The organism is Aquimarina sp. AU58, from assembly GCF_900312745.1.
GTDB lineage: Bacteria > Bacteroidota > Bacteroidia > Flavobacteriales > Flavobacteriaceae > Aquimarina > Aquimarina spinulae.
On the sequence record NZ_OMPD01000014.1, the window covers coordinates 1,985,614 to 2,009,295 of the forward strand.

The 23,682-nt window shown below is 31.9% G+C and carries 26 protein-coding genes; 10 read left to right on the forward strand and 16 right to left on the reverse strand.

All coding sequences use genetic code 11. The annotated features are described in order from the left end of the window. Nucleotides 1-105 precede the first annotated feature (105 nt). Entirely contained in the window at nucleotides 106-681 is a 576-nt protein-coding gene (locus tag DK441_RS20010; protein ID WP_109852250.1) for a YdeI family protein, read from the reverse strand. Between the two features lie 132 nt (nucleotides 682-813). Here DK441_RS20010 and DK441_RS20015 point away from each other — a divergent pair, with 132 nt between their 5' ends. The 8 genes from DK441_RS20015 to DK441_RS20050 all read left to right on the forward strand — a co-directional run bounded on the left by DK441_RS20015 (nucleotide 814) and on the right by DK441_RS20050 (nucleotide 8,903). Then, on the forward strand, nucleotides 814-2,451 hold the full coding sequence (locus tag DK441_RS20015) for an ABC-F family ATP-binding cassette domain-containing protein (protein ID WP_109852251.1): 1,638 nt from the start codon (nucleotides 814-816) through the stop codon (nucleotides 2,449-2,451). Between the two features lie 173 nt (nucleotides 2,452-2,624). Beyond that, nucleotides 2,625-3,485, forward strand: a complete 861-nt coding sequence (locus tag DK441_RS20020) for a response regulator transcription factor (RefSeq protein ID WP_109852252.1) — start codon at nucleotides 2,625-2,627, stop codon at nucleotides 3,483-3,485. 147 nt (nucleotides 3,486-3,632) lie between these two features. Further along, nucleotides 3,633-4,937: a hypothetical protein gene (locus tag DK441_RS20025; RefSeq protein ID WP_109852253.1), complete on the forward strand. Its 1,305-nt coding sequence runs from the start codon at nucleotides 3,633-3,635 to the stop codon at nucleotides 4,935-4,937. A gap of 248 nt (nucleotides 4,938-5,185) precedes the next feature. Continuing rightward, a complete protein-coding gene (locus DK441_RS20030; RefSeq protein WP_109852254.1) occupies nucleotides 5,186-5,527 on the forward strand; it encodes a VOC family protein in 342 nt (113 codons plus the stop codon). A gap of 22 nt (nucleotides 5,528-5,549) precedes the next feature. Then, nucleotides 5,550-6,155 (forward strand): FMN-dependent NADH-azoreductase, encoded by a 606-nt coding sequence (locus DK441_RS20035; RefSeq protein WP_109852255.1) that lies wholly within the window; start codon nucleotides 5,550-5,552, stop codon nucleotides 6,153-6,155. A gap of 63 nt (nucleotides 6,156-6,218) precedes the next feature. After that, nucleotides 6,219-7,556 carry a pitrilysin family protein gene (locus DK441_RS20040; protein WP_109852256.1) on the forward strand — a complete coding sequence of 446 codons (1,338 nt, stop codon included), beginning with the start codon at nucleotides 6,219-6,221 and terminating at the stop codon, nucleotides 7,554-7,556. Nucleotides 7,557-7,608: 52 nt separating this feature from the next. Then, nucleotides 7,609-8,163 (forward strand): GrpB family protein, encoded by a 555-nt coding sequence (locus DK441_RS20045; RefSeq protein ID WP_109852257.1) that lies wholly within the window; start codon nucleotides 7,609-7,611, stop codon nucleotides 8,161-8,163. 107 nt (nucleotides 8,164-8,270) lie between these two features. After that, nucleotides 8,271-8,903 carry a GyrI-like domain-containing protein gene (locus DK441_RS20050; RefSeq protein WP_200822873.1) on the forward strand — a complete coding sequence of 211 codons (633 nt, stop codon included), beginning with the start codon at nucleotides 8,271-8,273 and terminating at the stop codon, nucleotides 8,901-8,903. 52 nt (nucleotides 8,904-8,955) lie between these two features. On the opposite strand, the gene DK441_RS20055 is transcribed toward DK441_RS20050, so the two are convergent. Continuing rightward, on the reverse strand, nucleotides 8,956-9,723 hold the full coding sequence (locus tag DK441_RS20055; protein WP_109853584.1) for a hypothetical protein: 768 nt from the start codon (nucleotides 9,721-9,723) through the stop codon (nucleotides 8,956-8,958). A 299-nt stretch (nucleotides 9,724-10,022) separates the two neighbouring features. Between DK441_RS20055 and DK441_RS20060 the strand changes: the two genes are divergently transcribed. Next, nucleotides 10,023-10,727, forward strand: coding sequence for a DUF4386 domain-containing protein (locus tag DK441_RS20060; RefSeq protein WP_109852259.1), 705 nt, complete (start codon nucleotides 10,023-10,025; stop codon nucleotides 10,725-10,727). A 69-nt stretch (nucleotides 10,728-10,796) separates the two neighbouring features. Here DK441_RS20060 and DK441_RS20065 read toward each other — a convergent pair whose 3' ends face one another. The 14 genes from DK441_RS20065 to DK441_RS20135 form a co-directional block, all read right to left on the reverse strand. After that, nucleotides 10,797-11,207, reverse strand: a complete 411-nt coding sequence (locus tag DK441_RS20065) for a hypothetical protein (RefSeq protein ID WP_109852260.1) — start codon at nucleotides 11,205-11,207, stop codon at nucleotides 10,797-10,799. 387 nt (nucleotides 11,208-11,594) lie between these two features. Further along, complete coding sequence (locus DK441_RS20070; protein WP_109852261.1) at nucleotides 11,595-12,317, reverse strand: metallophosphoesterase; 723 nt, start codon at nucleotides 12,315-12,317, stop codon at nucleotides 11,595-11,597. 69 nt (nucleotides 12,318-12,386) lie between these two features. Beyond that, nucleotides 12,387-13,238, reverse strand: coding sequence for an AraC family transcriptional regulator (locus DK441_RS20075; RefSeq protein WP_109852262.1), 852 nt, complete (start codon nucleotides 13,236-13,238; stop codon nucleotides 12,387-12,389). 111 nt (nucleotides 13,239-13,349) lie between these two features. Beyond that, nucleotides 13,350-14,123 (reverse strand): N-acetyltransferase, encoded by a 774-nt coding sequence (locus DK441_RS20080; protein ID WP_109852263.1) that lies wholly within the window; start codon nucleotides 14,121-14,123, stop codon nucleotides 13,350-13,352. 680 nt (nucleotides 14,124-14,803) lie between these two features. Beyond that, a complete protein-coding gene (locus DK441_RS20090) occupies nucleotides 14,804-15,985 on the reverse strand; it encodes an FAD-dependent monooxygenase (protein WP_109852265.1) in 1,182 nt (393 codons plus the stop codon). 125 nt (nucleotides 15,986-16,110) lie between these two features. Then, nucleotides 16,111-16,692, reverse strand: a complete 582-nt coding sequence (locus DK441_RS20095; RefSeq protein ID WP_109852266.1) for a Crp/Fnr family transcriptional regulator — start codon at nucleotides 16,690-16,692, stop codon at nucleotides 16,111-16,113. Between the two features lie 78 nt (nucleotides 16,693-16,770). After that, nucleotides 16,771-17,499 carry an acetolactate decarboxylase gene (locus DK441_RS20100; protein ID WP_235015795.1) on the reverse strand — a complete coding sequence of 243 codons (729 nt, stop codon included), beginning with the start codon at nucleotides 17,497-17,499 and terminating at the stop codon, nucleotides 16,771-16,773. Nucleotides 17,500-17,563: 64 nt separating this feature from the next. Beyond that, nucleotides 17,564-17,983, reverse strand: coding sequence for a GNAT family N-acetyltransferase (locus DK441_RS20105; protein WP_109852267.1), 420 nt, complete (start codon nucleotides 17,981-17,983; stop codon nucleotides 17,564-17,566). Nucleotides 17,984-18,192: 209 nt separating this feature from the next. Next, a complete protein-coding gene (locus DK441_RS20110; RefSeq protein ID WP_109852268.1) occupies nucleotides 18,193-18,483 on the reverse strand; it encodes a hypothetical protein in 291 nt (96 codons plus the stop codon). 395 nt (nucleotides 18,484-18,878) lie between these two features. Further along, nucleotides 18,879-19,448, reverse strand: a complete 570-nt coding sequence (locus DK441_RS20115; RefSeq protein WP_109852269.1) for a Crp/Fnr family transcriptional regulator — start codon at nucleotides 19,446-19,448, stop codon at nucleotides 18,879-18,881. A gap of 375 nt (nucleotides 19,449-19,823) precedes the next feature. Beyond that, nucleotides 19,824-20,282 carry a nuclear transport factor 2 family protein gene (locus tag DK441_RS20120; RefSeq protein ID WP_109852270.1) on the reverse strand — a complete coding sequence of 153 codons (459 nt, stop codon included), beginning with the start codon at nucleotides 20,280-20,282 and terminating at the stop codon, nucleotides 19,824-19,826. A gap of 11 nt (nucleotides 20,283-20,293) precedes the next feature. Further along, nucleotides 20,294-20,890, reverse strand: a complete 597-nt coding sequence (locus DK441_RS20125; protein WP_109852271.1) for a DinB family protein — start codon at nucleotides 20,888-20,890, stop codon at nucleotides 20,294-20,296. A 19-nt stretch (nucleotides 20,891-20,909) separates the two neighbouring features. Continuing rightward, entirely contained in the window at nucleotides 20,910-21,434 is a 525-nt protein-coding gene (locus DK441_RS20130) for a hypothetical protein (RefSeq protein ID WP_109852272.1), read from the reverse strand. Nucleotides 21,435-21,673: 239 nt separating this feature from the next. Then, nucleotides 21,674-22,675, reverse strand: a complete 1,002-nt coding sequence (locus DK441_RS20135) for an AraC family transcriptional regulator (RefSeq protein WP_109852273.1) — start codon at nucleotides 22,673-22,675, stop codon at nucleotides 21,674-21,676. 737 nt (nucleotides 22,676-23,412) lie between these two features. On the opposite strand from DK441_RS20135, the gene DK441_RS20140 reads away from it, so the two are divergent. Then, nucleotides 23,413-23,673, forward strand: coding sequence for a hypothetical protein (locus DK441_RS20140; RefSeq protein WP_109852274.1), 261 nt, complete (start codon nucleotides 23,413-23,415; stop codon nucleotides 23,671-23,673). Nucleotides 23,674-23,682 lie beyond the last annotated feature (9 nt).

Below are 23,682 nucleotides of genomic sequence, written 5' to 3' on the forward strand. Positions count from 1 at the left end.
AGATGTTAATTTTGGAATATATTGATGTTGAGTAATTTATTACTTATAGATAGTTTTTTTCTTTTTATTTAGTGAAGTGATTTTTGCACTATTTATAAAATTTTGCTACCAATTATCCCGGGATTTTATATTCGCTTCACAGCATTTAATAATTTCTACAATACGTTTATCACGGGTTTCTTGTCGTTTGGCTTGATTAATCCAGTAGAGGTAACTTTTACGGTAGCTTTGTGCAAAGTTTTGGTAGTTTTCAAAAGCCAAAGGATTTTGATCAAAGGCATGTTGTAAGTCTTTGGGAATGATACCATTTTCTACATCATCCAGAGCAATCCATGAACCGTTCTTTTTGGCTACTTCGATACTTATCAAACCACTTTGATGCATCAAATCATTTTTGATAAGATCTATGATGTAGGTTTTATTTACTTTGCTCCAAACACTTTTGGGCTTACGAGGGCAGAAATATTGCCTGCGACGTTGATCATCCAGTCTTTTTACTGTAGAATCTATCCAACCATAACATAATGCTACTTTTACAGCTTCTTCCCATCGCATACTGGGTTGTTTGCTTTCTACTTTATAAAGTATAAGATATACTCCCTGGGATTGATGGTGATTTTCATGAAGCCAGAAACGCCATTCCTGATCATTTTTAAAGTATAATTCGGGTTTGTCAGACATAAAAAAAGACCTTGATAAAATTATGTTTTCAAGGTAATAATTTTTTGGAATACAATATATATTCAAAATATAATCAGATTCCTTTATGATGCCCTGCTTTTTTTTAGTTTTGCATTTTTAAATTAGAAAGATATGATTTCTGTAGACGGAATTGCTGTAGAGTTTAGTGGCGAAACATTATTTAGTAATGTTTCTTTTGTTATTAATGAAAATGATAAAATTGCCCTAATGGGTAAGAATGGTGCAGGTAAATCCACTATGATGAAAATTATTGCTGGAGTGCAGAAGGCAAACAGAGGGCATGTTAGGTGTCCCAAAGAGGCAGTGATAGCATATTTACCACAACATCTATTAACAGATGATGACTGTACTGTATTTGAAGAAGCATTAAAAGCTTTTGGCGATATTTTGGGAATGCAGGAAGAGATGGATAGATTAAATAAAGAACTCGAAACTCGTACTGATTATGAATCCAGCGAGTATATGGCAATTATCGAAAAAGTAACTGATCTGGGAGAGAAGTTTTATGCGGTAGAAGAGGTGAATTATGATGCCGAAGTAGAGAAGGCGCTAAAAGGACTCGGGTTTAAGAGAGAAGATTTTACACGACCAACCAGTGAGTTTAGTGGTGGATGGAGAATGCGTATAGAGCTTGCCAAAATCTTATTACAGAAGCCAGACCTAATCCTTTTGGATGAACCTACCAACCATGTAGATATAGAATCTGTGATCTGGCTAGAGGACTTTTTGATTAATAAAGCCAAGGCAGTTATTGTGATCTCTCATGATAAAACGTTTATCGATACGATCACTAATAGAACTATTGAGGTGACAATGGGAAGAATCTATGACTATAAGGCAAATTATTCACATTATCTGCAACTACGGGAAGAAAGAAGAGCGAATCAAATAAAAGCATACCAGGAGCAACAAAAATTTATTGCAGATACCAAAACATTTATCGAACGGTTTAAAGGAACTTACTCCAAAACCAATCAGGTAAACTCACGGGAACGTATGTTAGAGAAGTTACAGATTATCGAAATTGATGAGATCGATACTTCATCTTTAAAACTTAGATTCCCAGCATCAGTTCGATCAGGAGATTATCCTGTAATAGCAAAAGATTTATCAAAAAGTTATGATGAGCATGTTGTGTTTAAAAACGCAAATTTATCGATTTCGAGAGGAGAAAAAGTATCATTTGTAGGACGTAATGGTGAAGGTAAATCTACAATGATCAAAGCGATTATGGGAGAGATTGAATACGAAGGAACTTGTGACCTGGGGCATAATGTTAAAGTAGGATATTTTGCTCAAAATCAAGCAGCATTATTAGACCAGAACCTTACCGTATTTCAGACAGTTGATGAGGTAGCAGAAGGAGAAGTACGAACACAGATTAAAAATATTTTGGGGCAATTTATGTTTGGAGGTGATGATATCGATAAAAAAGTAAGTGTTCTTTCGGGAGGAGAACGAACACGACTGGCGATGGTTAAGTTACTTTTAGAACCTGTTAATCTTTTAATTCTCGATGAACCTACCAATCACCTGGATTTAAAATCAAAAGATGTACTAAAAGAAGCTTTATTAAATTTTGATGGTACTTTAATTTTGGTTTCTCATGATCGTGACTTTTTACAAGGGCTATCACAAAAGGTATTTGAGTTTAAAGACAAAAGAGTAATTGAGCATTTTGAAACCATAGATGATTTTCTTTCGAGAAACAAGATTGAAAACCTAAAAGAAATTGATCTTAAATCATAACGGTACGACTGTTATTACTTTGAAAAACCAATACATCACTCATCAAGGCGCTATAAATAATATACGATCTATCAAAAAATCCGTTAGATTTGTAGACCAATAATCTGAATCTAATCAGAGAAGGTTAGTTTTTTTTGAATGATAAGAGTATCGATGTATAAAATATATGGCGAATGGAAGTATTAGAAATCATATTATTGATTTTGGCATATTCCCTAATTATCATTGCATTATTTTTGGAAGTTATTTGCTATACAAAAAATATTGAAACGCTTGAAACTATATACTTTACGATTTCATTGCTTTTACTAATTGTTGCACTAACGGTCACCTATTTTTTTAAACCTTTCAACCATTCCGATAATACTAATATTTTTATTTTATTGGCGATGATATTGGTTGCGCTTACTACTCCTTTACATATTCTAGAAGAGAGACGTCACACCATAAAACCTATTTTTAGAAAAGTACTAATAGCCTTTTCTGGAGTGCTAACCATACTTGTTATTGCGGGGCATTTTATTAAAATATTAAATGTTTTACAGTATGTAGTAGCACTATTTTTAGGGATTTCTGTTATTTTATCTATGATTCTGATAAGAACGACCAAACCAAAAGTAAACATAGCACATCGTGAAAAAATGGAACGGTATATTGCTATTGCCGTCCTAATTATGATTCCACTTTCTTTATTAACCAATTATGCCGTAGACCTAAATGGGATAAACACGAAAATAGGATTTACACTTCCATTGATTTTTATTGTACTTGCAGGAAGCAAATTATGGAGTGATATAGAACGCCTGTCTCTTTTTAAACCCAAAAATACGGTGAAAGAGCAAAACCTAATTAATTACTCCTTGACCAATAGAGAAAAAGAAATCGCTTTACTTCTTATTAAGGGAAATACATATAAGCATATATCAGAACAGCTATTTATATCAATTCCTACTGTAAAAACACATGTTTCTAATATTTACAGAAAATGTAAAATAAATAACAGAATAGAGCTTATTTCGTTGTTATCTAATTGATTACTCTTGTTTTTTGTCTCTAATACGGGTATCATACTTTTGTATGATATTTAGAATAACCTGCTATTTAGTACAAATTCACTATTGTCGCAATATCGTTTGTTATCCATTTTTGCGGTATTATTTTCATAAACATAATACCAAAACATGAGACAAATTTTTCTAATGACTTTCGTTCTGTTCTATTCATTTAATGTATTGGCGCAAGGAGATATACCACCTACTACAGATAAAAAAAGATTAGATTTTGCCAAAACCTATTTTGAATTGAGTGGAAACTTGTTCCCATCATTTACAGGGAAACGACTCTCGGGAAATGAACTTATTAGTTTTAAACACTCAGAAACTCTAAATACAACCTTATATTGGGGTGGCTTCCATTTCTGGGGGCATGCAGAATTCTACGTATCCTTTCCTTTAAAACAGTTTAATCTTAAATCGAATGAAGAAACAGATGTAGAATTTACACACTATACCGTTACCGGTGTCCGATTTTTGCCTTGGGCATATCGAGAAAAGAGACTCAGACCTTATGTTGGTGTTGGTTGGTCTGCGTTAGATTTTAAACAGATTGTAAAGCCACATGAAGATCAACCTAAACTTGAAAAAAACTTTGCATGGACTGCTGATGCCGGAGTATTGTATGGATACAAAAATTTTACGGCTAGATTAGGAGTCAACTATTATCCTGATAACGTATGGAATTATCCCATATCCAAAACCGAATTCCAGAAAATTAAAACTCCCAATTTTAGCTTACAACTAGGGCTACTCTATGCCATGGATCTTACCAAAGATAATGGAGACCCTACTATTAATAAAAGATGGAACAGCTATCCCGAAGTCTCAAGCCTGGGCTATAATGCTTCAAGTTTTGGTGATTTTTTTGCTGCTGTTGGACCCTCTGTTTCCTTTTCTCTTGCAGAATCTGAATACAACAATAGCGAATATCCTTATCTAAATAAAAAGCAGGCATCTGGTGGGTATTTTGATATTGCTTTGGGATATCAGTTTAATACTGCTAATATGTTTACCGCAGTATCGTTTAGAAATCCAAAATTTCAACAACAAGCGTATGAAACCAGGCAAACTATTAAAAAAACTTCTGTAGCATTAGAAACAGCCAAATTTTTAACCGACTATACTGGTTTTGCCCCCTTTATCGGTTTAAATGTAGCCTATGATCATATCGAATATTCAGAAATTACAGATGAAGGAAACAAAAAACTAACATTTAATAAAATTGAACCCGGTATCACTATCGGATGGGATATCGTTCCCGGGAAATCTGAAGAGTATTTAATTTTAAGAACAAATTTACGTTGGTATCCTCTCTCTTCATTCGAGGTAGATGGGAAAAAATTTAATTTTAATCAATTAGAATACAATTTGATACAACTTGTTTTTTATCCTGAACGATTTTTAAGATCTAAAAAGAACATTTTTAAGTAACCTAATAAAACTTTCTTTAGTACACGATAAAAAACAAACCAACAAATATTTAAAATTATACGTTTTATTAGACCTCACAGGTTTTTAAAACCTGTGAGGTTTTGATAATAAATTAACGATATACTTAATTGGATCAAGAATAGTTATTTTTTGTCATGTACTGAGAAAATTTCCATATCAGAAAGTATACTGACATAGGGTTGTCATTCCTTCACTTTATTTTTACTTCAAAATAAATAAAAGTAGAAATGAAAAATAATAAAATCAACTTTATAGAATTACAGGCATTAGATTTAGATGAAATCAAAAAATTCTATGGCAACACTTTTGGTTGGACGTTTACAGATTATGGAGATCAGTATTGTGACTTCCACCAAGCGGGGATTGATGGAGGGTTTGCCAAAGTTGAAAAAATTAGTACAGGAGGTACTCTAGTCGTTTTATATCATGATGACTTATCACATGCTTTAGAAAATGTACAAAAAAATGGCGGAAAAATATCTAAGGAAGTATTTTCCTTTCCTGGTGGGAGTCGATTTGAATTTATTGACCCTAGCGGAAATAAACTAGCAGTTTGGACTGATAAATAAACATGATATAAAAAAATATACAATGAAAAAAACATTAGTAGTAAGCTACGCGCCAAGAAAGGGATCTTATACAAAGCAATTGGTGGATGAATTTATTAAACTAGCCGATGGTAAAACAGAAATTACATTTTTAGATTTAGTAGCGTCACCACCAGATTTATTGCTTGATGATAATCTAAATTTAATCCTTTATGGAGGGCAACCAGAATATACAGCTGAAGAAAAGAAAAGACTTTCTAATCATTTTCAATTAATACAACACGTATTAGATGCAGATCATATTGTATTGGCTTCTCCTATGTATAATTTCTCTTTACCAGCTACAGTAAAAGCCTGGGTAGATACTGTAGTAGTTACTGATAAAACATTTGAAATTACCGAAGATGGTAGTTTTAAAGGGCTTTGTGAAGGAAAAAAAGCATTGATATTAGCAGTGGCTGGGGGTGATTACTCAGAAGAAACGGTCCAGGAATATTTTTCTCCAACTATTAAAAGGAATTTTGAATTTATCGGGATCCCTTCTGAACAGATTTCTGCTTTTGGAGTAGCTCAATATCCAGAAAAAGTAGATACCATTATTTCAAATGCAAAAACTGAAATTTCGAAAGTAGTAGGGCAGTGGTATTAAACCACTGTCCTGTTTGGTGTAACATAATTGAAAGTTTTTAATCTATATATAAAACTTTCAATTATGTCAAATAAACGATCTAAAGTATTTTTTTGCGCATTGCTTTTTCATGTCGTGACTACCTTAAGTTCATATGGTCAGACTGATTCACTGTTATTAAATTACGAACAGTATACCTTAAAAAACGGACTTGATGTTATATTACAACCCGATCCGAATGTCGAAGATGTTTCTGTAGAGTTTTGGCTTCGTAAGGGAATTAGCATGGATAAACCTAGTCAGTATGGTTTTGCTCATTTTTTTGAACACGTTATGCCGTTTGGTATAATGGATAGTCTTAAACGTGCCAAATTGAAAACCTATCGAACAGGGAGCAATGCACAGGTTAAAAAGGATTATACCCGATTTTATGTAAAAGTAAAACCAAAAGGAGTAGGTCTAGCTTTAGAAATGACAGCCGGACGATTAAAAGCAGGGACTGATCGTATTACAGAAAAACGAGTAGAATTTCAAAGAAAAAGAGTACTGTCTGAAATTGATAGAAATGCCAGAAATCCACAATGGAGCGCACCAGGAGGAATGGCGATTTATACAGGTACCTTTGGTAAAAACCACCCTTATGGCAGTAGTGGGTATGGGGTAATCGAAAATAACAAGAATTTTAAACTAAAAGAGTTTAAAGAACGCTATAACGAAATTGTATATGCAGATAACACAGTGCTTTTTCTGGTGGGTAATTTTGATATAGAAGATGCTAAAAAACAAATAGATACCTATTTCAAAAACCTTCCGTCAAAAGTAAGAGATCACAAGATCATTAAACCTACAGAGCATGTAGAAGCCAATATAACAATGAAAGCCCCTCATCCCAATGACACTATACAAACAATGGTGTTTTCGTGGGCAGTACCCAAATGGGGATCTCGTGATGATAGTACTTTAAAACTTATTGCAACTATACTCGATACTCGTCTTAATGACAAAAGTCGTTTTCCAAAATCATTTATAAAAAATACGGTGTCTACAGATATGTATGAGTTTGCAGGACAGTTCGCAATACGTACTACTTTTGCTGCTGTAAAAGATAGCACACAAATAGAACACCTTGTTTTGGATAAAGTAAACGAATTTATAGAAACTGGAGTTACAGAAGCAGAACTAATAAATGCCAAACAAAGTGAAATTAGTGACATAAAAGAAATGCAACAACGATTAGGTTTTCAATGGAGTAGGACAGAACTATTGGGAGAAAGTTTTTTGTTTACAGCAGACCCGGGATTTTATGTTAAAAGACTCGAAGAGCAATTACAACTAACCAGGGAAGATGTGAAAAAAGGAGCAGAAAAATGGCTAAAGCGAAAACCGTTTAGAGTATTATTTGTTTCAGACAAAAAGGAATAAGTATTTTTTATGAATTCGATAGCATCTTGTTTCAGTATTTTAGCGGTGTAGTATGAACAATACAAAAGAAATGCTGATACAAAACTATCAACCAGGTTGGACACAAGATTTTAATAGTATTAAAGAAGTGATTAAAGAGGCGCTTTGGGATACAGAAATTACTATCGAACATGTTGGCAGTACTGCGGTTAAAGACTTAGCGGCAAAACCTATTATTGATATCGATATTGTCTACGGTAAAAACGTGTCTTTTGAAACAATACAAAGAGGGTTAGAAAAACTGGGGTATTATCACAATGGGGATCAGGGAATAAAAGAAAGAGAAGCTTTTAAGCGAAAAAAATCAGATACGAAGCATACCGTATTAGATTGTATCATACATCACCTTTATGTTTGTCCGGTTCATAGCAGAGAATTGCATAGACATATACTGTTTAGAGATTATTTGATAAAGAACACAAACGAAAGAGAAGCATACCAAAAAATTAAACTCGAAATCGCCAAAAAAGCAAACCAAGATAAAAAAGTATATGCCAAACTGAAGGAGACTATGGCAAAGGAATTTATTGAATCTGTTCTTGAAAAAGCTAGAGAAGAGAATACATAAAATACGATCATACATAAATACTGTTGACATAGGGTTGTCATCATTGCGTTTTATTTTTGTTTTATACGATTAGTTTAATTTGTAAATGGTATACTAAAAGAGAGTACATGATGAAACACGAATGGAGAAAAAAGGAAAAAGGAGTGTATATACCCAAAAACTCTCCCGAAATCATTGAGATTCCCGAATACAATTTTCTTACTATCGAGGGAGAAGGCAATCCTAATAATGAATTCTTTTCAGAATATATTGGTGTTCTGTATGCGGTTTCATATGGGATAAAAATGGGATTAAAAAAAGGAACTGTACCCAAAGGATATTTTGATTATACTGTTTATCCGCTAGAAGGGGTTTGGGATATTAATGAAGCAGCAAAGAAAGCATATGAAGGTACTATTAATAAAGATGACCTGGTTTTTAAATTAATGATTAGGCAACCTGACTTTATCGATGATGAATTAGCGAAACATATGATAGATCAAACCAAGAAAAAGAAACCTCATGTGCTATTAGAAAAAGTAAGATTTGAGAAAATAACAGAAGGCAAATGTATACAAATGATGCATTTGGGAAGTTATGACGACGAACCCAAAAGTTTTAAAGTGATGGAAGAATTTGCTGAAAAAGAACATCTTTATAGACTGTCTAAAGTGCATAGAGAAATTTACCTATCCGATTTTAGAAAAGTACCCGCCGAAAAACTAAAAACAGTTTTACGATTTAAAGTAGTTTCAAAATAATTTATATAAAACACAAAGTATCACATTCAAAATTAAAAAGCCTAGGGATACATTATGGAGTTATAATATAATTTACTTTATCAACCCCTGTGTTTCCGGTAACTGGGTGATAGGCATATACGACAAGCTCATAACTTCCTGTAGTGTCTATATTGATTGTACCTTCAAAAAGGTTGGGTGAATTGACCATAAGATCTATTTCATCAATTTTGGCACCGTCTTTTTTTAGGATTCCTTTTACTTCTATTAGATTGGCATCCCAAAGACCACCATCACTAATAGTACAACCACACATCATTACAATATTAGATTGCACGGGAAAACTTTTTGTATCAAGAGCTTTTAATGAGATAAACTGATGTGTTCTTGGAGTCAAAATGTCAACTACAAAACCTGGAATCTCGATTACAATTCCATCCCCCAAAATATCTTTTCCAGGAATTATCCATAACGCTGTTGATGCGTTTACTGTAGCTTGCTTTTTATTTACAGGAGCAAATACCTCTATGGTTACAAAAACAGGTTCTGATATATCTAATTCTGCTAGAAATCCAGAGGTCTTATCGTCTGTAATTCTTACATTTCGTTTTCGTGGTGTTTTCATAATCAGAGTTGTGTTTCCTGTACCACCACTGGTTTTACCTTGTGAAAGAATTTCACCTGTAAGCTGATTACGTATAATGATATAAGCACCCCCGATAGAGTTACCTATAAATTTTGCATCTTTTGCTTTTGCTCTTACCATGACTTTGGTAGGGATAGCAAATGCAGTATAACTAAAAAGAGTTACTAAAACGGCCAATATTGTTTTTTGGATCATGATCATTTGTATTTTGTAGTGAATGCAGGTATGGTTTCTTATAGCTGATCAAAAATAATAAAGATTATAGCAAAGCAATATGTGTAACGGCTATAAAAATATCTTAAACTTATCTTTCTTTTATTATAAGTGTAATTATTGTATCAAGCACTTTTTTGAAGCGTAGCATATAAAAAAAAGTACTTCGATAGCTCTGCTTTGAACTTATCAAAACCCTGTGTCACAGTATATTTCGAGATGCTATTGTAACAAAACCCGTAATGAATCGTCGACACTAATACATCAAAAAACGAATCGAAATGAATTCAAATCAAAAAATTGGAAGAATTGCAGGGGTAGTATTCCTTATCATTATTGGAGCTGGGGTGTTTGCAGAATTTTTTGTTCGCCAAAAGATTTTTGTAACCGATGACCCTGTTGCAACTGCAGCTAATATCGCTAATAATGGGTGGTTATATCGACTAGGAATTGTTAGTGATTTGGTGATGATTCTTGCATTTTTCTTCTACCCATTAGTTTTAGATAGAGTGTTTAAGCACGTTAATAAAAATCTATCCAGGCTTATGGTGTTGTCGGTTATGATCTCTGTTGCGATATTATCTGTTACAATGCTTGCAATGATAGCACCTTTGTTACTAACTAGTGGAACTGATTATATGGCTGGGTTTACTACCGATCAGATAAACGGTTTGGTTACGTTCTTTCTAAAACTACATACCAATGGTTATGTTATCTCACAGGTATTTTATGGGTTGTATTTGTTTCCACTTGGGTATATGATTTTTAAATCTGGTCTTGCTCCAAAGATTATTGGGGTGTTGTTGATACTTGGATGTATTGGTGATCAGATCGATGTTATCCGATATTTTCTTTTCCCGGATAGCGAGTCGGTAGTATTACAGAACATAACTATACCTGCAGATCTGGGTGAGATGTCATTATGCTTATGGTTATTGATTATGGGACTGCGAAATAAGAAAGTAGAAACAGAAAGTGTTGCTTAATTACCACAGATGTTAAAAGACATTGTTGCCAAAAATTATTTAAACCGATTGGATATGTAGTAAAGAGTGCTACGTAGAAGTTAGTTTAGATACTGTTTTTAATTCAATATTTATTAGTACAATTAAAATAATGATTTCTACTATAATATATCCCCAACCAAAAGCAGTTATTTTCTGGTAATGTTGAAATGCTACACCTATTGAAATAAAGCAATATATAAGATTCATCAAAGCAATAGCAGTTAAGAAATACCTCTGGTTTTTCTTAACCCTTAGATAGCAATACAAGTCATAGAGCGCAAAAATGCAAGGAAAAAAAGCAAGAATATAAAGAGCTTTTGCAGGAATCCCGAAAATGCTTTCGAGTTTTACCAAAACAACTCCTAATAAAAAAGCAGAAAGTAGTGCTCCTAAACCATCGATTAGAAAAAGCCGTTTAGGATGCACGACCATTTTATTGATAACCTGTCGAAAAACCATAGTTTTCTTGTCGTATTTAGATTAGATGCCAGTGTATAAGGTGTAACCTGTTTATACAAGTATACAAAGAAATAGTATATAGAATAAAATCTACTTGATAATTGTCAATAACGATGCTATCATACTATTACATTTGCTGGGTTTTCTATTATGCTTTTACGAATGGAGGAGTAGCCTTAGGTTTAACGGTGCGTTTGTTTTCGATTAAAATATCGTCTTAAGATATAATTCCTTAAAATACTTAAAACAGTTAAGTAAATGGTTAGGATTATATTTTTACTAGAATTGTTTTCTATGCCCAATATTGGAAATATGATATGCAATGAAATCATGGTGATACAAAAACCAATACTTACATTAGCTAGACTTTCTATGAAGGATTGTTTTTTAGTTTGCATTGGGTAATAGCTGAATTGTTGAAGTTGTATTATTTTGATCTATTTCAATAATTCTGTACCCAAAGACAGAAGTGTTTATTTCTATGGTATTTAAGTTTTTCTCAATTTGATAAGAAACTGCGGGGGTAATATGTTGAGTAATGTTTTTGTGAATTAAAGTACTCTCTATATGATAATGTCCACAAAAAATAGTAATCTCATTGAGGCTATCTTCTAAAAGGGAGATTATATCTTCTCGGTTTTTTAGTTTTCCAATTTCATCAACTTTTAGGTTTAGACCAATAATGGGGTGATGTACAAAAATGATAATCGGGGTTACCGAAATAAGTTCTTTTTCAAGCCAAAGCAGTTGTTTCTCATCAATTATTCCTTCTGAAGAATCTAAGTATATGAATTTGTAATACTCTTTTATAGTACTACTGTATAATTTTCCTGAATTATAATCTGCACCTTTGTTATAATATTTTGAAATTTCAGAAAACGTATCATGATTCCCCAGAGTAATTGATAAGGCCTTAGTTTTAAGTTGTTCGAAGAAATATGAGATTCCTTTGTTTTCGCCAATGTCTCCTGTACAAACAATCCTGGTAATCTTTTTATCTTCTATATCCTTTACAATACTGTCGAACTGTTTTCTAGCCAGTATGCCATTTTTTAATGGATATTCTTCATCTAAATGCAAATCGGTTATATGTGCTATTTTTTCATACATAAACTTTTGTTTTAATAAGAACAAAAATAGATATGCACTGTATGATGGATTTATAAAATCTTGCAGATTTTATAATTTTTTCCTGTATTGAGTAGGAGTAGAGCCTGTGTGCTTTTTAAATAGGTTAGAGAAGTAAGACGTATTATCAAAACCACATTCGATGGCAATTTCAAAAATAGAATCTTTAGAATATCGTAATTTATGCTTTGCTTTTGCTAAACGAATAGTAGTTAAATATCCTAAAGGTGTAGTCCCGTTAATTTCGGTGAATAATCGGTGTAAATAATACTTGCTGATACCAATATCTCTACTCATACTCTCTAGCGAGATATCTTCACCAATATTATCATTTAAATATTCTTTGGTTACCGAAATTAATTTAAACAGTTCTTTTTTTGTATTGTGTTTTACTATTTTTAATGTTGCAAACCCGGTATCAATATTAGCTTGTTCTTGTACAATTGCCTCAGAGATACGAATGAATAAATTCTCCATTTGTCGATTAAAATCGAGTAGATTATGCTCATAGAGATTAGTGATTTTATCCAATAAAAACCCTACTTCATTGTTTGATTTTTTCTGAGTCACTTCAAGAAATTCAAGTTGTGATGTATCACTAGTGTGGTATTTGTATATTTCACTAATTAGTTTTGGAGATAAAAAGAAAGATAATCCTTTTGTTCCTTTTTTTGCTTTGGTAGTAATGCAACTATTATTATTTATAATTAGATATTGATTTTTTGTAATCTTAATGTCTTGATTGTCGAAATTATAGTATTTAGTTCCTTCGATAACATACTTTAAAGAATAAGTAGAGGCATATGATATAGAAATATCATCATAGTGCTTAGCGTATAATATCTTATTTTCTAATTGATTTGTAAATGTTGGAGTAGTTGTTATTTCTTCAAGTTTTATCATAAAATAAAATTAATTATACATCAAAAGATTTGACGTCTAGTGTTTAAAGCGTTAAACTTAGGATTAATCACCAAAACTGTATTAATTATGATTACTGTTACAAAGCGTTTTTTATTTTAAAATTTTGCTCATTACTTTATCATATCGTGTGTCCATACAAACACTAATATCTGTTGTCATAAATTTCCCATTATAGAAAAGGCTAAAAATGGTTGCCGGACTTGGAGCAGATTGAGCCTGTTTCATGGTTTCTAATTTAATTATTTTTAATGGAATTTTTCTTTTTTTTGCAGTTTCGATCAGAGAGTTTTTTGCGTGAAACTCTGCAAAAGGGCAACGATTAGAATAATAAACTACGATTCCGTTTTTTTCAAAACATTCTCCGCTTTTTACAGATTCATTAAATTTTGGTAATTCGGCTTTTGGGTTTATTCTTTTTGCTAAAAGACTAAATCCGCTCGAAATTCTTTCAACCTCCTCAAATCCTTGTTTTAGAAACCATTTTGTATCACTCATAAAATGAAACTTCTTGGTTCCTACAACGGTGACTAATCCATCTTTTCCTTGACTCTTTGCGTCGTCAATTGCTGTTTTTAAGAGTTCTTTTCCGTATCCATTCTTTTTGAATTTTCCAGATACCCAAAAACAATTAATATTCAGGTAATTAGATGCTTTAATTGGAATCCATGCATTTTCGGCAGGGCCATATTCTATAAATACTTTCGCTCTTTCATTAATTCGCCTAAATACATATCCGTTATTGAATTCTTTAGTCAACCAATCTTTTTTGGCCTGATAACTATCAGAACATTTCTTATCAGATATTGCGCAGCAAATATGCTCTGTCGATATGTTTTCTGTATTTAAATCGATTAACTGTTCCATTTTTGCTTTTTTTCTTAATGAAGCCTAATGTAAATGTATGTGTTTAAGTAAGAAAAACATAGCTGTATCAATTGATTATTCAGTATCTATCTTATATTTCAGCATGATCTCTTATTTTTTTTGATTAGGGGGGCTTTTTATATCTACAAATTTGGTTGATTTTAGATGATCAAGTCATCTCTTGTTAACCCTTTTAAGTAGAGTGTACTGATAAATTCACCAATAAATAGTACGATCAGTAGTATTCCTATACCTGTAAATGAACCTATAGCTAGATCAGATAATTCTATATAATGCGAAAATATTTGAGTGAAAAAGAGCATTTTTATAGCGAATTGAAAAAAGTTTAAATCACTTCATAATTAGTATTTCAATAATACTATTTGTTACAGCATTTATTTCAGAGTTATTTATTCCCTTTTCACCTTCCATTTTTTTAATCCACCAAAAAAATATAGAAACCCTATTAGTGTTGCCAAAATTCCCATAGTAGGAAAAAAACCATTCTGCATAGAAAAAACCAACTCTGAAATACCGCGTAATAGATAAATTCCGGCGATTAGAAATACGCCAATTTTTAAAAATGGGAGTTTCTTAAATGTATTACCGGCCAAAAACCTGAACTTAATTCTATTGTTCGTTTCGTATGTAGTAACCTTTCTGCGTAGGCGCTAACCAAACTATGAACTATACCTATTGTTAATAATTGTTTTATCTAGTTTATACAATTCGACCATCTGTTTTTGCATATACTTTTCTGGTGTATATTTCAGGATAAAATTTCTAATGATTTCACTAAATCGATTTGTTATTGCAATTTTTGATGTAATCCTGGATTGCTTCACTAATTTTTCGACTTTCGATTTTCTATAGGTATAAAAGTCATCGTAAGCAGTTTCTAAGCTGTTAGATTTTTTAATGAAGTGAGCTATATAAAAAGCATCTTCGATTGCTTGAGCACCACCTTGTCCCAAATCAGGAGTCATACTATGCGCTGCGTCTCCGATAAGGCAAATATTTTGTGTATTCCATTTTTGTAACAACTCTAAATCCGAAAGATCGCCTCTAATAATGTTGTCGATTGGTGTATGTTTAATCAAGTCATTAACGAGGGGATGATATCCCGAAAACATATTCGTTAATTTGTCCTTTAGGTTTTCTCTATCATCCTGCAAATTAGGTTCGCTTAATTTTACGGCAAACCAATATACTTTTCCTTCAGATATTTTAGATATTCCGAATTGAAACTTTTGCCCCCATAACGTAAAACCAACCGATTGTAGTTCGCTATTTAAATTATAATCAGAAACCCCTCTCCAGCAGGTTTGCCCGGTATACCTTATTTTACTATTAGGAAATAATTGTTTTCTTACACCAGAATTAATACCGTCTGCACCAATAATGGACTTGGTTTGAATTGAAGTCCCGTCTGTAAAACTAACTTTTAGGGATTTGTCACTATTTTGGAAATATTCTTTGAAGGTTTTATTGAGTTCTATATTTTCCTGCTTTACGTATTTGTATAAAATTTGCTGTAGTTTTCCTCTATGAATTGCCATTGTAGTGTATCCCAATTTTTCTTGAACAAACTTCTGATCAGAGTTGGATATTGGTTTTAATTTGTGATCAGCTACTAAAATTCGGTTGAAACTATTTCCAGAATCTCGTATTTCTTTTAATAACTCAGGATTAATCCATTCTAATACTTGTAGTGCATTTGGTGATAACCATATTCCGGCTCCCACTACTTTTAAACACCCTGCTCTTTCGTATAATGTATAGGGAATATTTAATTTATCAAAGGATAGCGCTGTTACAAATCCTCCTATTCCTCCTCCAATGATTGATATATTATTTGCCATTATTTTGTATTACCAGTAAATACCCTATTCTTTTAATTTACCAAGCCCTTCTAATGATATGAATTTGTTTCACCTTAGATGTATACAAAGGTCAGTTCAAATTATTAGTTATCATTTGATATAGATCAAATTTTACTATTAAATTTTCGTATTCTACTTAACGTTTCAAGAGTTATCCCCAGAAAGGATGCGATATGTGTTAGTGCTATCCTTTGGGTAATATTTGGATAAGCAGATAAAAGGCTTTGGTATTTTTGCTCGGCAGATTGAAACTGTATAGAAACAATTCGTGCCTGAAGTTTTAACATTGTCATAGTCGCAACTGTTTTACTTAATCGCTCAAAATCGTGATGCTTATCAGATAATTTCAAGGTACTATCTCTAGAGACTTCTAATAGTGTAGTATCTTCTAGTACTTCTATATAATGTGGGCTCGGAATGTTTTGAAAAAAACTATTGATAGCACAAATAAAATCCTTTTCAAAAGCAAACCAATCTGTAATATCTTTTCCGTCGTTTAAATAATAAGCCCTGGCACAACCGTTTACAATAAAGAAAGCCTTATCAGAATATTGTCCTTCCTTTACTATTGCATCTCCTTTTTTAAGATTTAATATTTTAGAATGATTAGAGAATTCTAATTTACATGCCGAAGTTAAAGGAGAATACTTCTCGCTAATCAGATCTATGATTTCTTCCTTATTCATAAATGTAGTATTAGGGTTCAAGAATTTTTAGAAAGAACAAGAACAAGTAATTATTAATAGCCATCTTAAGTATGTATTTTATTTTTTTGGTAGGTACAATTTCATATTTTCAATTTCTAGTTCGTCTAAATGCCCCATTTTACTCTTATCTTTCGTAATTAAGTGCATATGTAAATATGAATCGTGATGTGTAAAAACTCCTTTATGCTTGGTCGAGAAAAATCCAACAATTTCGGTCTCTTCGTTTTTTAGTTCATAATTTGTCTGTCCTTGGTGAGCTTCATCTGGTGAAGAAACTTTTGTGCCTTCAGGCAGGTTTTGAACGTGAATGATTGCCTTTGAAACATTTCCAATCAGCTTGAAAGCAAATGGTCGTTTGTTTTCGGTTGTTCTCTGGTCAATAAACTTCTCTAGGTCTTGGGTTGTCGTAATATTTGAAGGTAATTCAATTTCATCCCATTCGTTTATATTTGCATAAACAAAGAAAGGTGCTGAAACATTAAACCTTTTTTCAACTGCCATAGTAGAATCAGAAGTTACTTTAGAAACATAGTTTTGTCCGTTATTAATCAGTAGTTCACCTGTGAGATAACTTTCAGGTCCAAGTCCGTAAAGTCCTTTTTTGTTCGAAATGGTGTCAAGGTCAATACTGCTACTCAACTCTCCTTTCCACATCACATTTTTCATCGCTCCAACAATTATTATGTCAGAATAGGTATCATCCGAAATGGTTTCTTTTTTAACCGAATTGCAACTTAACAACACTCCGGATACCAATAGTCTGATTACTACTTTTTTTATGATCATTTATTTCTTGTTTGTCCTTTTTTAAATCACTTCAATAAATATAAGCTTTATGGTATAGCATTTTTCACAATTTTTTTTCCATGATTATATATTCAATTCCACCTTTCTTAAATTTTTTATCTGTAGGTTTTAAACCAAATCTCTCATAGAATTTTGATTTTTCTATTCGAGCATTGCACCATAATTTTTTAATGCCTTCTTTCTTTATTAAGTCTATTATATTTTTTAATAGCATTGTTCCGTATCCTAATCCTTGAAATTCAATTAATGTTGCGAATTTTCTAAATTGCACTTCATTTTTCTCTATAAATAAAGATATTATTGATGTTATTTCCCCATTTACAAATAAACCAAAATGCCTCGCATGTTTATCATTTGGCAATTCTACGTATTCTATCGGCTTATTTGGCCACATAACTTTGTGTCGAATTGGTAAAGTTTCATAGGAGGTAATTTGTTTAATTTTAAGAATTTTATTTTTCATTTATGATTGGGTTTTTATTAGATTTTGATAATCAACCACACCATTCCGATTCCAGAAGATAAAACCCCGCCTATTATAAAAATCATGACGTTAAATATAAATACTATTGTTCAATTTTTGAACTAAGATTACCATGAACTTTAAATGGTATTGGTATTAGTTATTTTTTCTTTATAAATGGTGGGTAAGCCTCTCCAGAATCATGTTCATCAATTAAAAACATTATAATTTAAACTTTCAAACTTTTTCCTTGTATCCAGTTTTAATAACACCTCATGTATCGCAAGCATTCCTTCACATTTATGTAATTCAATTATCTCATGATAACCTTCAAGATCTTCTATATCATAGAATTTATCTAATTCAATTTGTCCTTGATTTACTAACCGATCAAAGTCCAAATGTTCATTGCTATATTTTTCAGGTAAATTAGAGCTATCTATACTATCAAGATTATCAAAGAAATTTAACTTTATTCTATGTTTTCTATTGATTATCAATCGATTGTGGATTTGGTCAATGTGACAGTTACTTCTAAAATATACTTTTTAGACAGCCTTTCTTTTATATGGTATCTAAATTAATACATCTTTTTTTATCACAACATGAATCTGCGACCTAATTTGAAGATATGTGATTCTGGATCTAGTTTGGGGAGATAGCATAACTGCTATAAAACAATTACACCAGATAACGCTTCGGGTTATGATTTTGATATCCAAAAAAAGCAAGCACTACTAGACCTAAAAACCTTATGACAAGGATTAGAACAATTAGAAGTTTTTTAGCTGTTGATACTTGATGTTTGTCTGGCTTTTTATCTAGTAAGAGTATATCAGGCATTATTTCTTTATAATAAAAATACTTGATTTCTAAAAAACTGACCTATATCAAATTATTCTTTTGATGCTCTAATTCTGCTTAATGTTTCTTGTGTAATTCCTAAAAAAGATGCAATATCTCCCAATGGTACAGTTAGTTCAATCTGTGGATATTGTTTTACTAAACTATCATATCGTTGTTTAACAGTTTTAAATTGAATAGAAGCAATTCTATACCTAAATTGAACGATAACTTTTGATAAAATAACACGAAATAAATGCTCAAAATCGTGATGATTTTTACAAAGTAATTCCACATTGTTTTTTTCAGTTTCCAGGATTACGCAATCTTCTATAGTTTCAATAAAATGAAGACTTGGTTCGTCGGTGAAATAACTTGTACTTGAAGTAATAAATTCATTCTCGAAAGCAAACCAATCTGTAATTCTCTTGTCATCATCGGTGTAATATGCCCTTAAAGAACCTTTTATCAAGAAAAATAGTTTATGTCTTTGTTGACCCTCTCGTACTATTCGTTCCCCTTTTTTGTATTCAATTATTTTACTTTTAGTTTCCCAATCCGAAATTGTTGATTTCCCAAGATCACAATATTTTGAGGCTATTTTATTTACTATTTCATTCAATTTTACTCTGTTTTTTAATAGGACGCAAGGTCACGTATAAGAAACGTAGGGCAGTTATAAGCGATACGTTTTGAGTTGAGTCTAAGCCAAATATAAATATTTTTACTTTTATCATTTACCAGATTTAAATAATAATACAGGAGACGTGAACGAGTTTAGGTCCAGAAGACCTTTAAGTCATTGCTTTGATGAATTTTGTGGGGGGCTCTCTTTTTTATTCATCTTAATCCATTAAACCCGAATTATACATTGTATCATATTGATTTGTGTTTTGATACCTAAGAAAAATAGCTACTCCTGGATCCAAAAACCTTAGTAACCAAAAAAGCTATCTGTAGGGATAGCTTTTTTGGTTACTATTTGTAATGCTTACTATTAAAACTCTCTAACAAAACTTACGTTAGTTATTAATCCTTTCTCTATTTTATAAATAGAAACATATTTAGTCGGTTTTCCATCATTGGTAACTATTTCATGATTTATAACATAAGGGCCATTGGTGATTTGATTTTCTATTTTAACCGACACCGATTTATTTTCGAAATCTGTTTTAAAGATAGATGCTAACCTATCAGAACCGGTTCCCATTAATTTATCTGGATAAGTAAACACTTTTACATTTTTATGGTACAGCTTTATAAATTCATCGTAATTATGGGCATTAAAAAACCTCATTCTTTCATTTACTATTTCCAAAGGCGTCAAATTTGATTCAAATTGTTCGCTTGGATTTGAATCTACTGCGTTTTTTTCGGCTTCAGTATCACATCTTGTTATTAAAAGAAGTACTAGCAATAGTAGTAGTGGTGAATAAATAATTATCTTTTTTTTCATGATGAAGTATTTTAGTTTTTAGGAAAATTTTTATCGTTTTTTATCTCTTTAATTTGCTCAATATGGCGATTGGTATGCGAAGACATGTAGAGAAAAACCTGGTAAAGATCTATGCTTCCAAAGTTGGCAAAATGGTTTCTTAAGTCATCTTCTGTTGTCTTTATATAATTGATGTGTTGTTCTCTTTTTGTTTTAAATTCTGCGATAGTTGTTTTGTGATTACCATACTTTCCTATGGGTTCAAAATCTTTTTGAGTTTTTGTTTTTTCTGTACGATTGTGTACATGTGCTATTAATTCTTTATCAGTGAATTTTAAGTCTTTCCGCCTTTCAGGATCCGAAGGAAGCTCTAAAGACTCTTTAAGTATTTCAAATACTTCATTTTCTAAAATTGTAATGTGTTCTGTGCATTGTAGTATTGACCAGGACGATTTATTAATTTTAAAATTGAGCTGTGCTTCACTTAATCCATTTAATATATCTAATAAATTACCTTTAGAGTTATTTAATTCGTTGATTGCAAAATCTCGTTCTACTGGTGTCAATTTAGTATTAGAAACCGAACAGTTTACTAGTAAAACAAACAGGATAATTAATTTTTTTTTCATTTTTTAACGGGTTTACATATTATCTGATTTTAATTATTCGCTCTGTTAAACCTTTATTTTTAAAATAATCTTCCAACTCCAAAGATTCTCCAACTTGAGCATGGTGTAGTAAAGTGAGTCCGTGTGGTCCTTTTGCAAAAAGCAATTCGGGATAAGCATCCAAAACTGGGGTTACTAATTCTGTTCTCCCTAGCATGGTAAGAGCAAAAAGGTTAGCTCTTGCACCTTTAGATATTAAATAGTTTACAATCTCCTTATTACCTAAATGAGAAGCACCTTCAATGGCTTCTTCAAAGTCACCATTACCCCAATCATAAGAGGCGTAAATTAGATTTGGATATTCATTAAGCATTTCTTTAACCAGTCCTAATTTTGAATGCCCGGCAACAACAAAATCTTTTACTAATTTTTCATCTAATTGATTAGATTCTTTTTTTTGTTGGCTTGAACTACTTTTCTGTGCTTTTAAAAGTAGATAAGTAGGTATCGTAACAGCGGTTCCAATTCCTAAAAGCGATCCATATATAAATTTTTTTCTGTTCATTTATTGAATATTATAGAATGAACTCATCTTGGGTAATGCTTTTGCCTGCAAAATTCACATTTTGCTATTTTTTTCACCGTAGCTAAGGCTATGCTGAACAAAAATGAACTTTACTATGGTACAAAAGCCAAACTTTTCGGCTTAAAACCACTACTCAAGATGAGTTCAATACAATATTCTGTAATAAATGATAGAAATACTTTAAAATACATGTACCTGTTAACGAAAAATAGAAATTTTTACCGCTTTCTATAGGCTGAAGGAGTATATCCTGTTTTTTTCTTGAAAGCAATATTAAAAGAAGTCACATTACCAAAACCAGATTCGTAGGCAATAGTTGCAATTTTTTCATTAGAGTATTCAACGTCTTTTAATAAGACTTCAGCTTTTTCAATGCGATACAGATTTACAAACTCGTAAAAATTTTGTTGGGTGTTTTCGTTTATAGCTTGTGAAATTTCCCGTGCTTTTACATTTAATTTTTCAGCAACAATTTTTAGTGTAATGTTATCATCCAAAAAAACATGTTCCTTTTCAAAGAGTTTCTTAATACTTTGAAATAATGCTCTAGAACTACTTTTGTCTAAACGCGAACTATCATATTTTTGGAGATTAAACTTATGCCTATTTAAAAAAAGATAGCTAAACGCATAAATTAGTAAGGAATAAAATATCGGTCCTCTTATATAATACATTCTAAAATCGAAAAGGTTTCCTACATAGTGCAGCCAAATGAGTGTAGAGCCAATTAATATATTACGATACCATTTTACAATACTGTCGGATGCATTCGAACTGTTTTTTCGTAAATATGACCATGATAGTATCAGATAAAAAAGCAAATGAAAAACCACAATCCCATAGTTCCAGAACGATTCAAAATTTCCGTTTCTGGGTATAAATGGAATCAAAAAAAGAAACAAAACAAAAGGCGTAAAATGGATGTAGTATGTATAGGTAATTTCTTTATTCTTCTCAAAAAGAGTAATTCCATATAACCAAAGAGAAGGCGCGGCAAATAGAATACCAGAAATGCCAATATTATTTTGCCAATTCTCTAATGGTAGGTAATAATTTAATACCGATTTACCAATTCTAATAGTAAGACCTAATAAAAAGAGTCCTAGAAAAATATTAGACTTTCTATGATTATTCTTAAGGGTAATTAAATATATACTTAAAAAAATCCCCTGCGCTAAACCAAGGGATGCAAGAATTAGGATAAGACCAGTAGTTAACATTTAAGTAATTTAAAACTTTTTAATCAGTAATAGATTTATTAACGACAAAAATCAATTTTTTTCAACTAAAATTCTTTAAAGAACATGTATGTTTAAATAAATGTTATGATCTAAATCGATGTAAATGTGCTATAACAAGGGGGTACCCCCTTGTCGACATGGGGGTGACCCCATCAAAAGGTGGTTCGAGCTGATATTTTAATGCTTCGAGCTGATACATTAACGCTTCGAAGGGATACAATGAGGGTTCGAACTGATATGATATGGCCTAGAGGGCTTGGCAAGAGGGATAAAAGTGATCCTTTTTGGGGTTCGATGCCATAAAGGGAGCCTTCGAAGGACTTCGGTAACGCTTCGAAAGATGCCTTTAAGGGGTAGAAGCATCTCGAGAATAGAATTAGGGATCAAAAAAACTATTCTCGATAGTTCTGCTGAGCTTGCCGAAGTACATTTTGTCTTTATTTCATTACGACAAAACACTCGAATTGACGCTTTTTTATTTTTTTAATATGCCGATAATCTAATCCATTAGATGTGCTTTATAAAGCAAAAGTCGTATCTTCGCATTGCGAACATATTTCAGATTATAGTACTAATGGTGTATTTATCACAACTACGTCTTAAACAAAAGATTTTTGGGGAGCATACGGGTGTAAGTCCCGAGACCTATCTAAGCACCGCTTGGAATGTGTTCGCAGTGACTCCCTTTTTTTTACTAATTTTTAATTCATTTCTTTATGCGAACACAGAATGGTCAATGTCCTTGTACAACAAACGAGGCGAATGAGACAACACTCACCAAATCTTTACATCCCAAAGAAGTAGATCTTTTAAGCTACCTTAGATATCATGGGGTTGATGATCTTATTAATTCCTTAAAAATGATTCATGACTTTGCATTGTATCACACCGATTTGTGTTTTGATACCGAAGAAAAACAAGCATTACTAGACCTAAAAATCTTATGGCAAGGATTAGAACAATTAGAAGCTTCTTAGCTTTTGATT

Coding starts and splice junctions, on each gene's coding strand:
- DK441_RS20010 (WP_109852250.1), bottom strand. CDS start 681: ATGTCTGACAAACCCGAATTATACTTTAAAAATGATCAGGAATGGCGT.
- DK441_RS20015 (WP_109852251.1), top strand. CDS start 814: ATGATTTCTGTAGACGGAATTGCTGTAGAGTTTAGTGGCGAAACATTA.
- DK441_RS20020 (WP_109852252.1), top strand. CDS start 2,625: ATGGAAGTATTAGAAATCATATTATTGATTTTGGCATATTCCCTAATT.
- DK441_RS20025 (WP_109852253.1), top strand. CDS start 3,633: ATGAGACAAATTTTTCTAATGACTTTCGTTCTGTTCTATTCATTTAAT.
- DK441_RS20030 (WP_109852254.1), top strand. CDS start 5,186: ATGAAAAATAATAAAATCAACTTTATAGAATTACAGGCATTAGATTTA.
- DK441_RS20035 (WP_109852255.1), top strand. CDS start 5,550: ATGAAAAAAACATTAGTAGTAAGCTACGCGCCAAGAAAGGGATCTTAT.
- DK441_RS20040 (WP_109852256.1), top strand. CDS start 6,219: ATGTCAAATAAACGATCTAAAGTATTTTTTTGCGCATTGCTTTTTCAT.
- DK441_RS20045 (WP_109852257.1), top strand. CDS start 7,609: ATGAACAATACAAAAGAAATGCTGATACAAAACTATCAACCAGGTTGG.
- DK441_RS20050 (WP_200822873.1), top strand. CDS start 8,271: ATGATGAAACACGAATGGAGAAAAAAGGAAAAAGGAGTGTATATACCC.
- DK441_RS20055 (WP_109853584.1), bottom strand. CDS start 9,723: ATGATCCAAAAAACAATATTGGCCGTTTTAGTAACTCTTTTTAGTTAT.
- DK441_RS20060 (WP_109852259.1), top strand. CDS start 10,023: ATGAATTCAAATCAAAAAATTGGAAGAATTGCAGGGGTAGTATTCCTT.
- DK441_RS20065 (WP_109852260.1), bottom strand. CDS start 11,207: ATGGTTTTTCGACAGGTTATCAATAAAATGGTCGTGCATCCTAAACGG.
- DK441_RS20070 (WP_109852261.1), bottom strand. CDS start 12,317: ATGTATGAAAAAATAGCACATATAACCGATTTGCATTTAGATGAAGAA.
- DK441_RS20075 (WP_109852262.1), bottom strand. CDS start 13,238: ATGATAAAACTTGAAGAAATAACAACTACTCCAACATTTACAAATCAA.
- DK441_RS20080 (WP_109852263.1), bottom strand. CDS start 14,123: ATGGAACAGTTAATCGATTTAAATACAGAAAACATATCGACAGAGCAT.
- DK441_RS20090 (WP_109852265.1), bottom strand. CDS start 15,985: ATGGCAAATAATATATCAATCATTGGAGGAGGAATAGGAGGATTTGTA.
- DK441_RS20095 (WP_109852266.1), bottom strand. CDS start 16,692: ATGAATAAGGAAGAAATCATAGATCTGATTAGCGAGAAGTATTCTCCT.
- DK441_RS20100 (WP_235015795.1), bottom strand. CDS start 17,499: ATGATCATAAAAAAAGTAGTAATCAGACTATTGGTATCCGGAGTGTTG.
- DK441_RS20105 (WP_109852267.1), bottom strand. CDS start 17,983: ATGAAAAATAAAATTCTTAAAATTAAACAAATTACCTCCTATGAAACT.
- DK441_RS20120 (WP_109852270.1), bottom strand. CDS start 20,282: ATGAAAAAAAAGATAATTATTTATTCACCACTACTACTATTGCTAGTA.
- DK441_RS20125 (WP_109852271.1), bottom strand. CDS start 20,890: ATGAAAAAAAAATTAATTATCCTGTTTGTTTTACTAGTAAACTGTTCG.
- DK441_RS20130 (WP_109852272.1), bottom strand. CDS start 21,434: ATGAACAGAAAAAAATTTATATATGGATCGCTTTTAGGAATTGGAACC.
- DK441_RS20135 (WP_109852273.1), bottom strand. CDS start 22,675: ATGTTAACTACTGGTCTTATCCTAATTCTTGCATCCCTTGGTTTAGCG.
- DK441_RS20140 (WP_109852274.1), top strand. CDS start 23,413: ATGCGAACACAGAATGGTCAATGTCCTTGTACAACAAACGAGGCGAAT.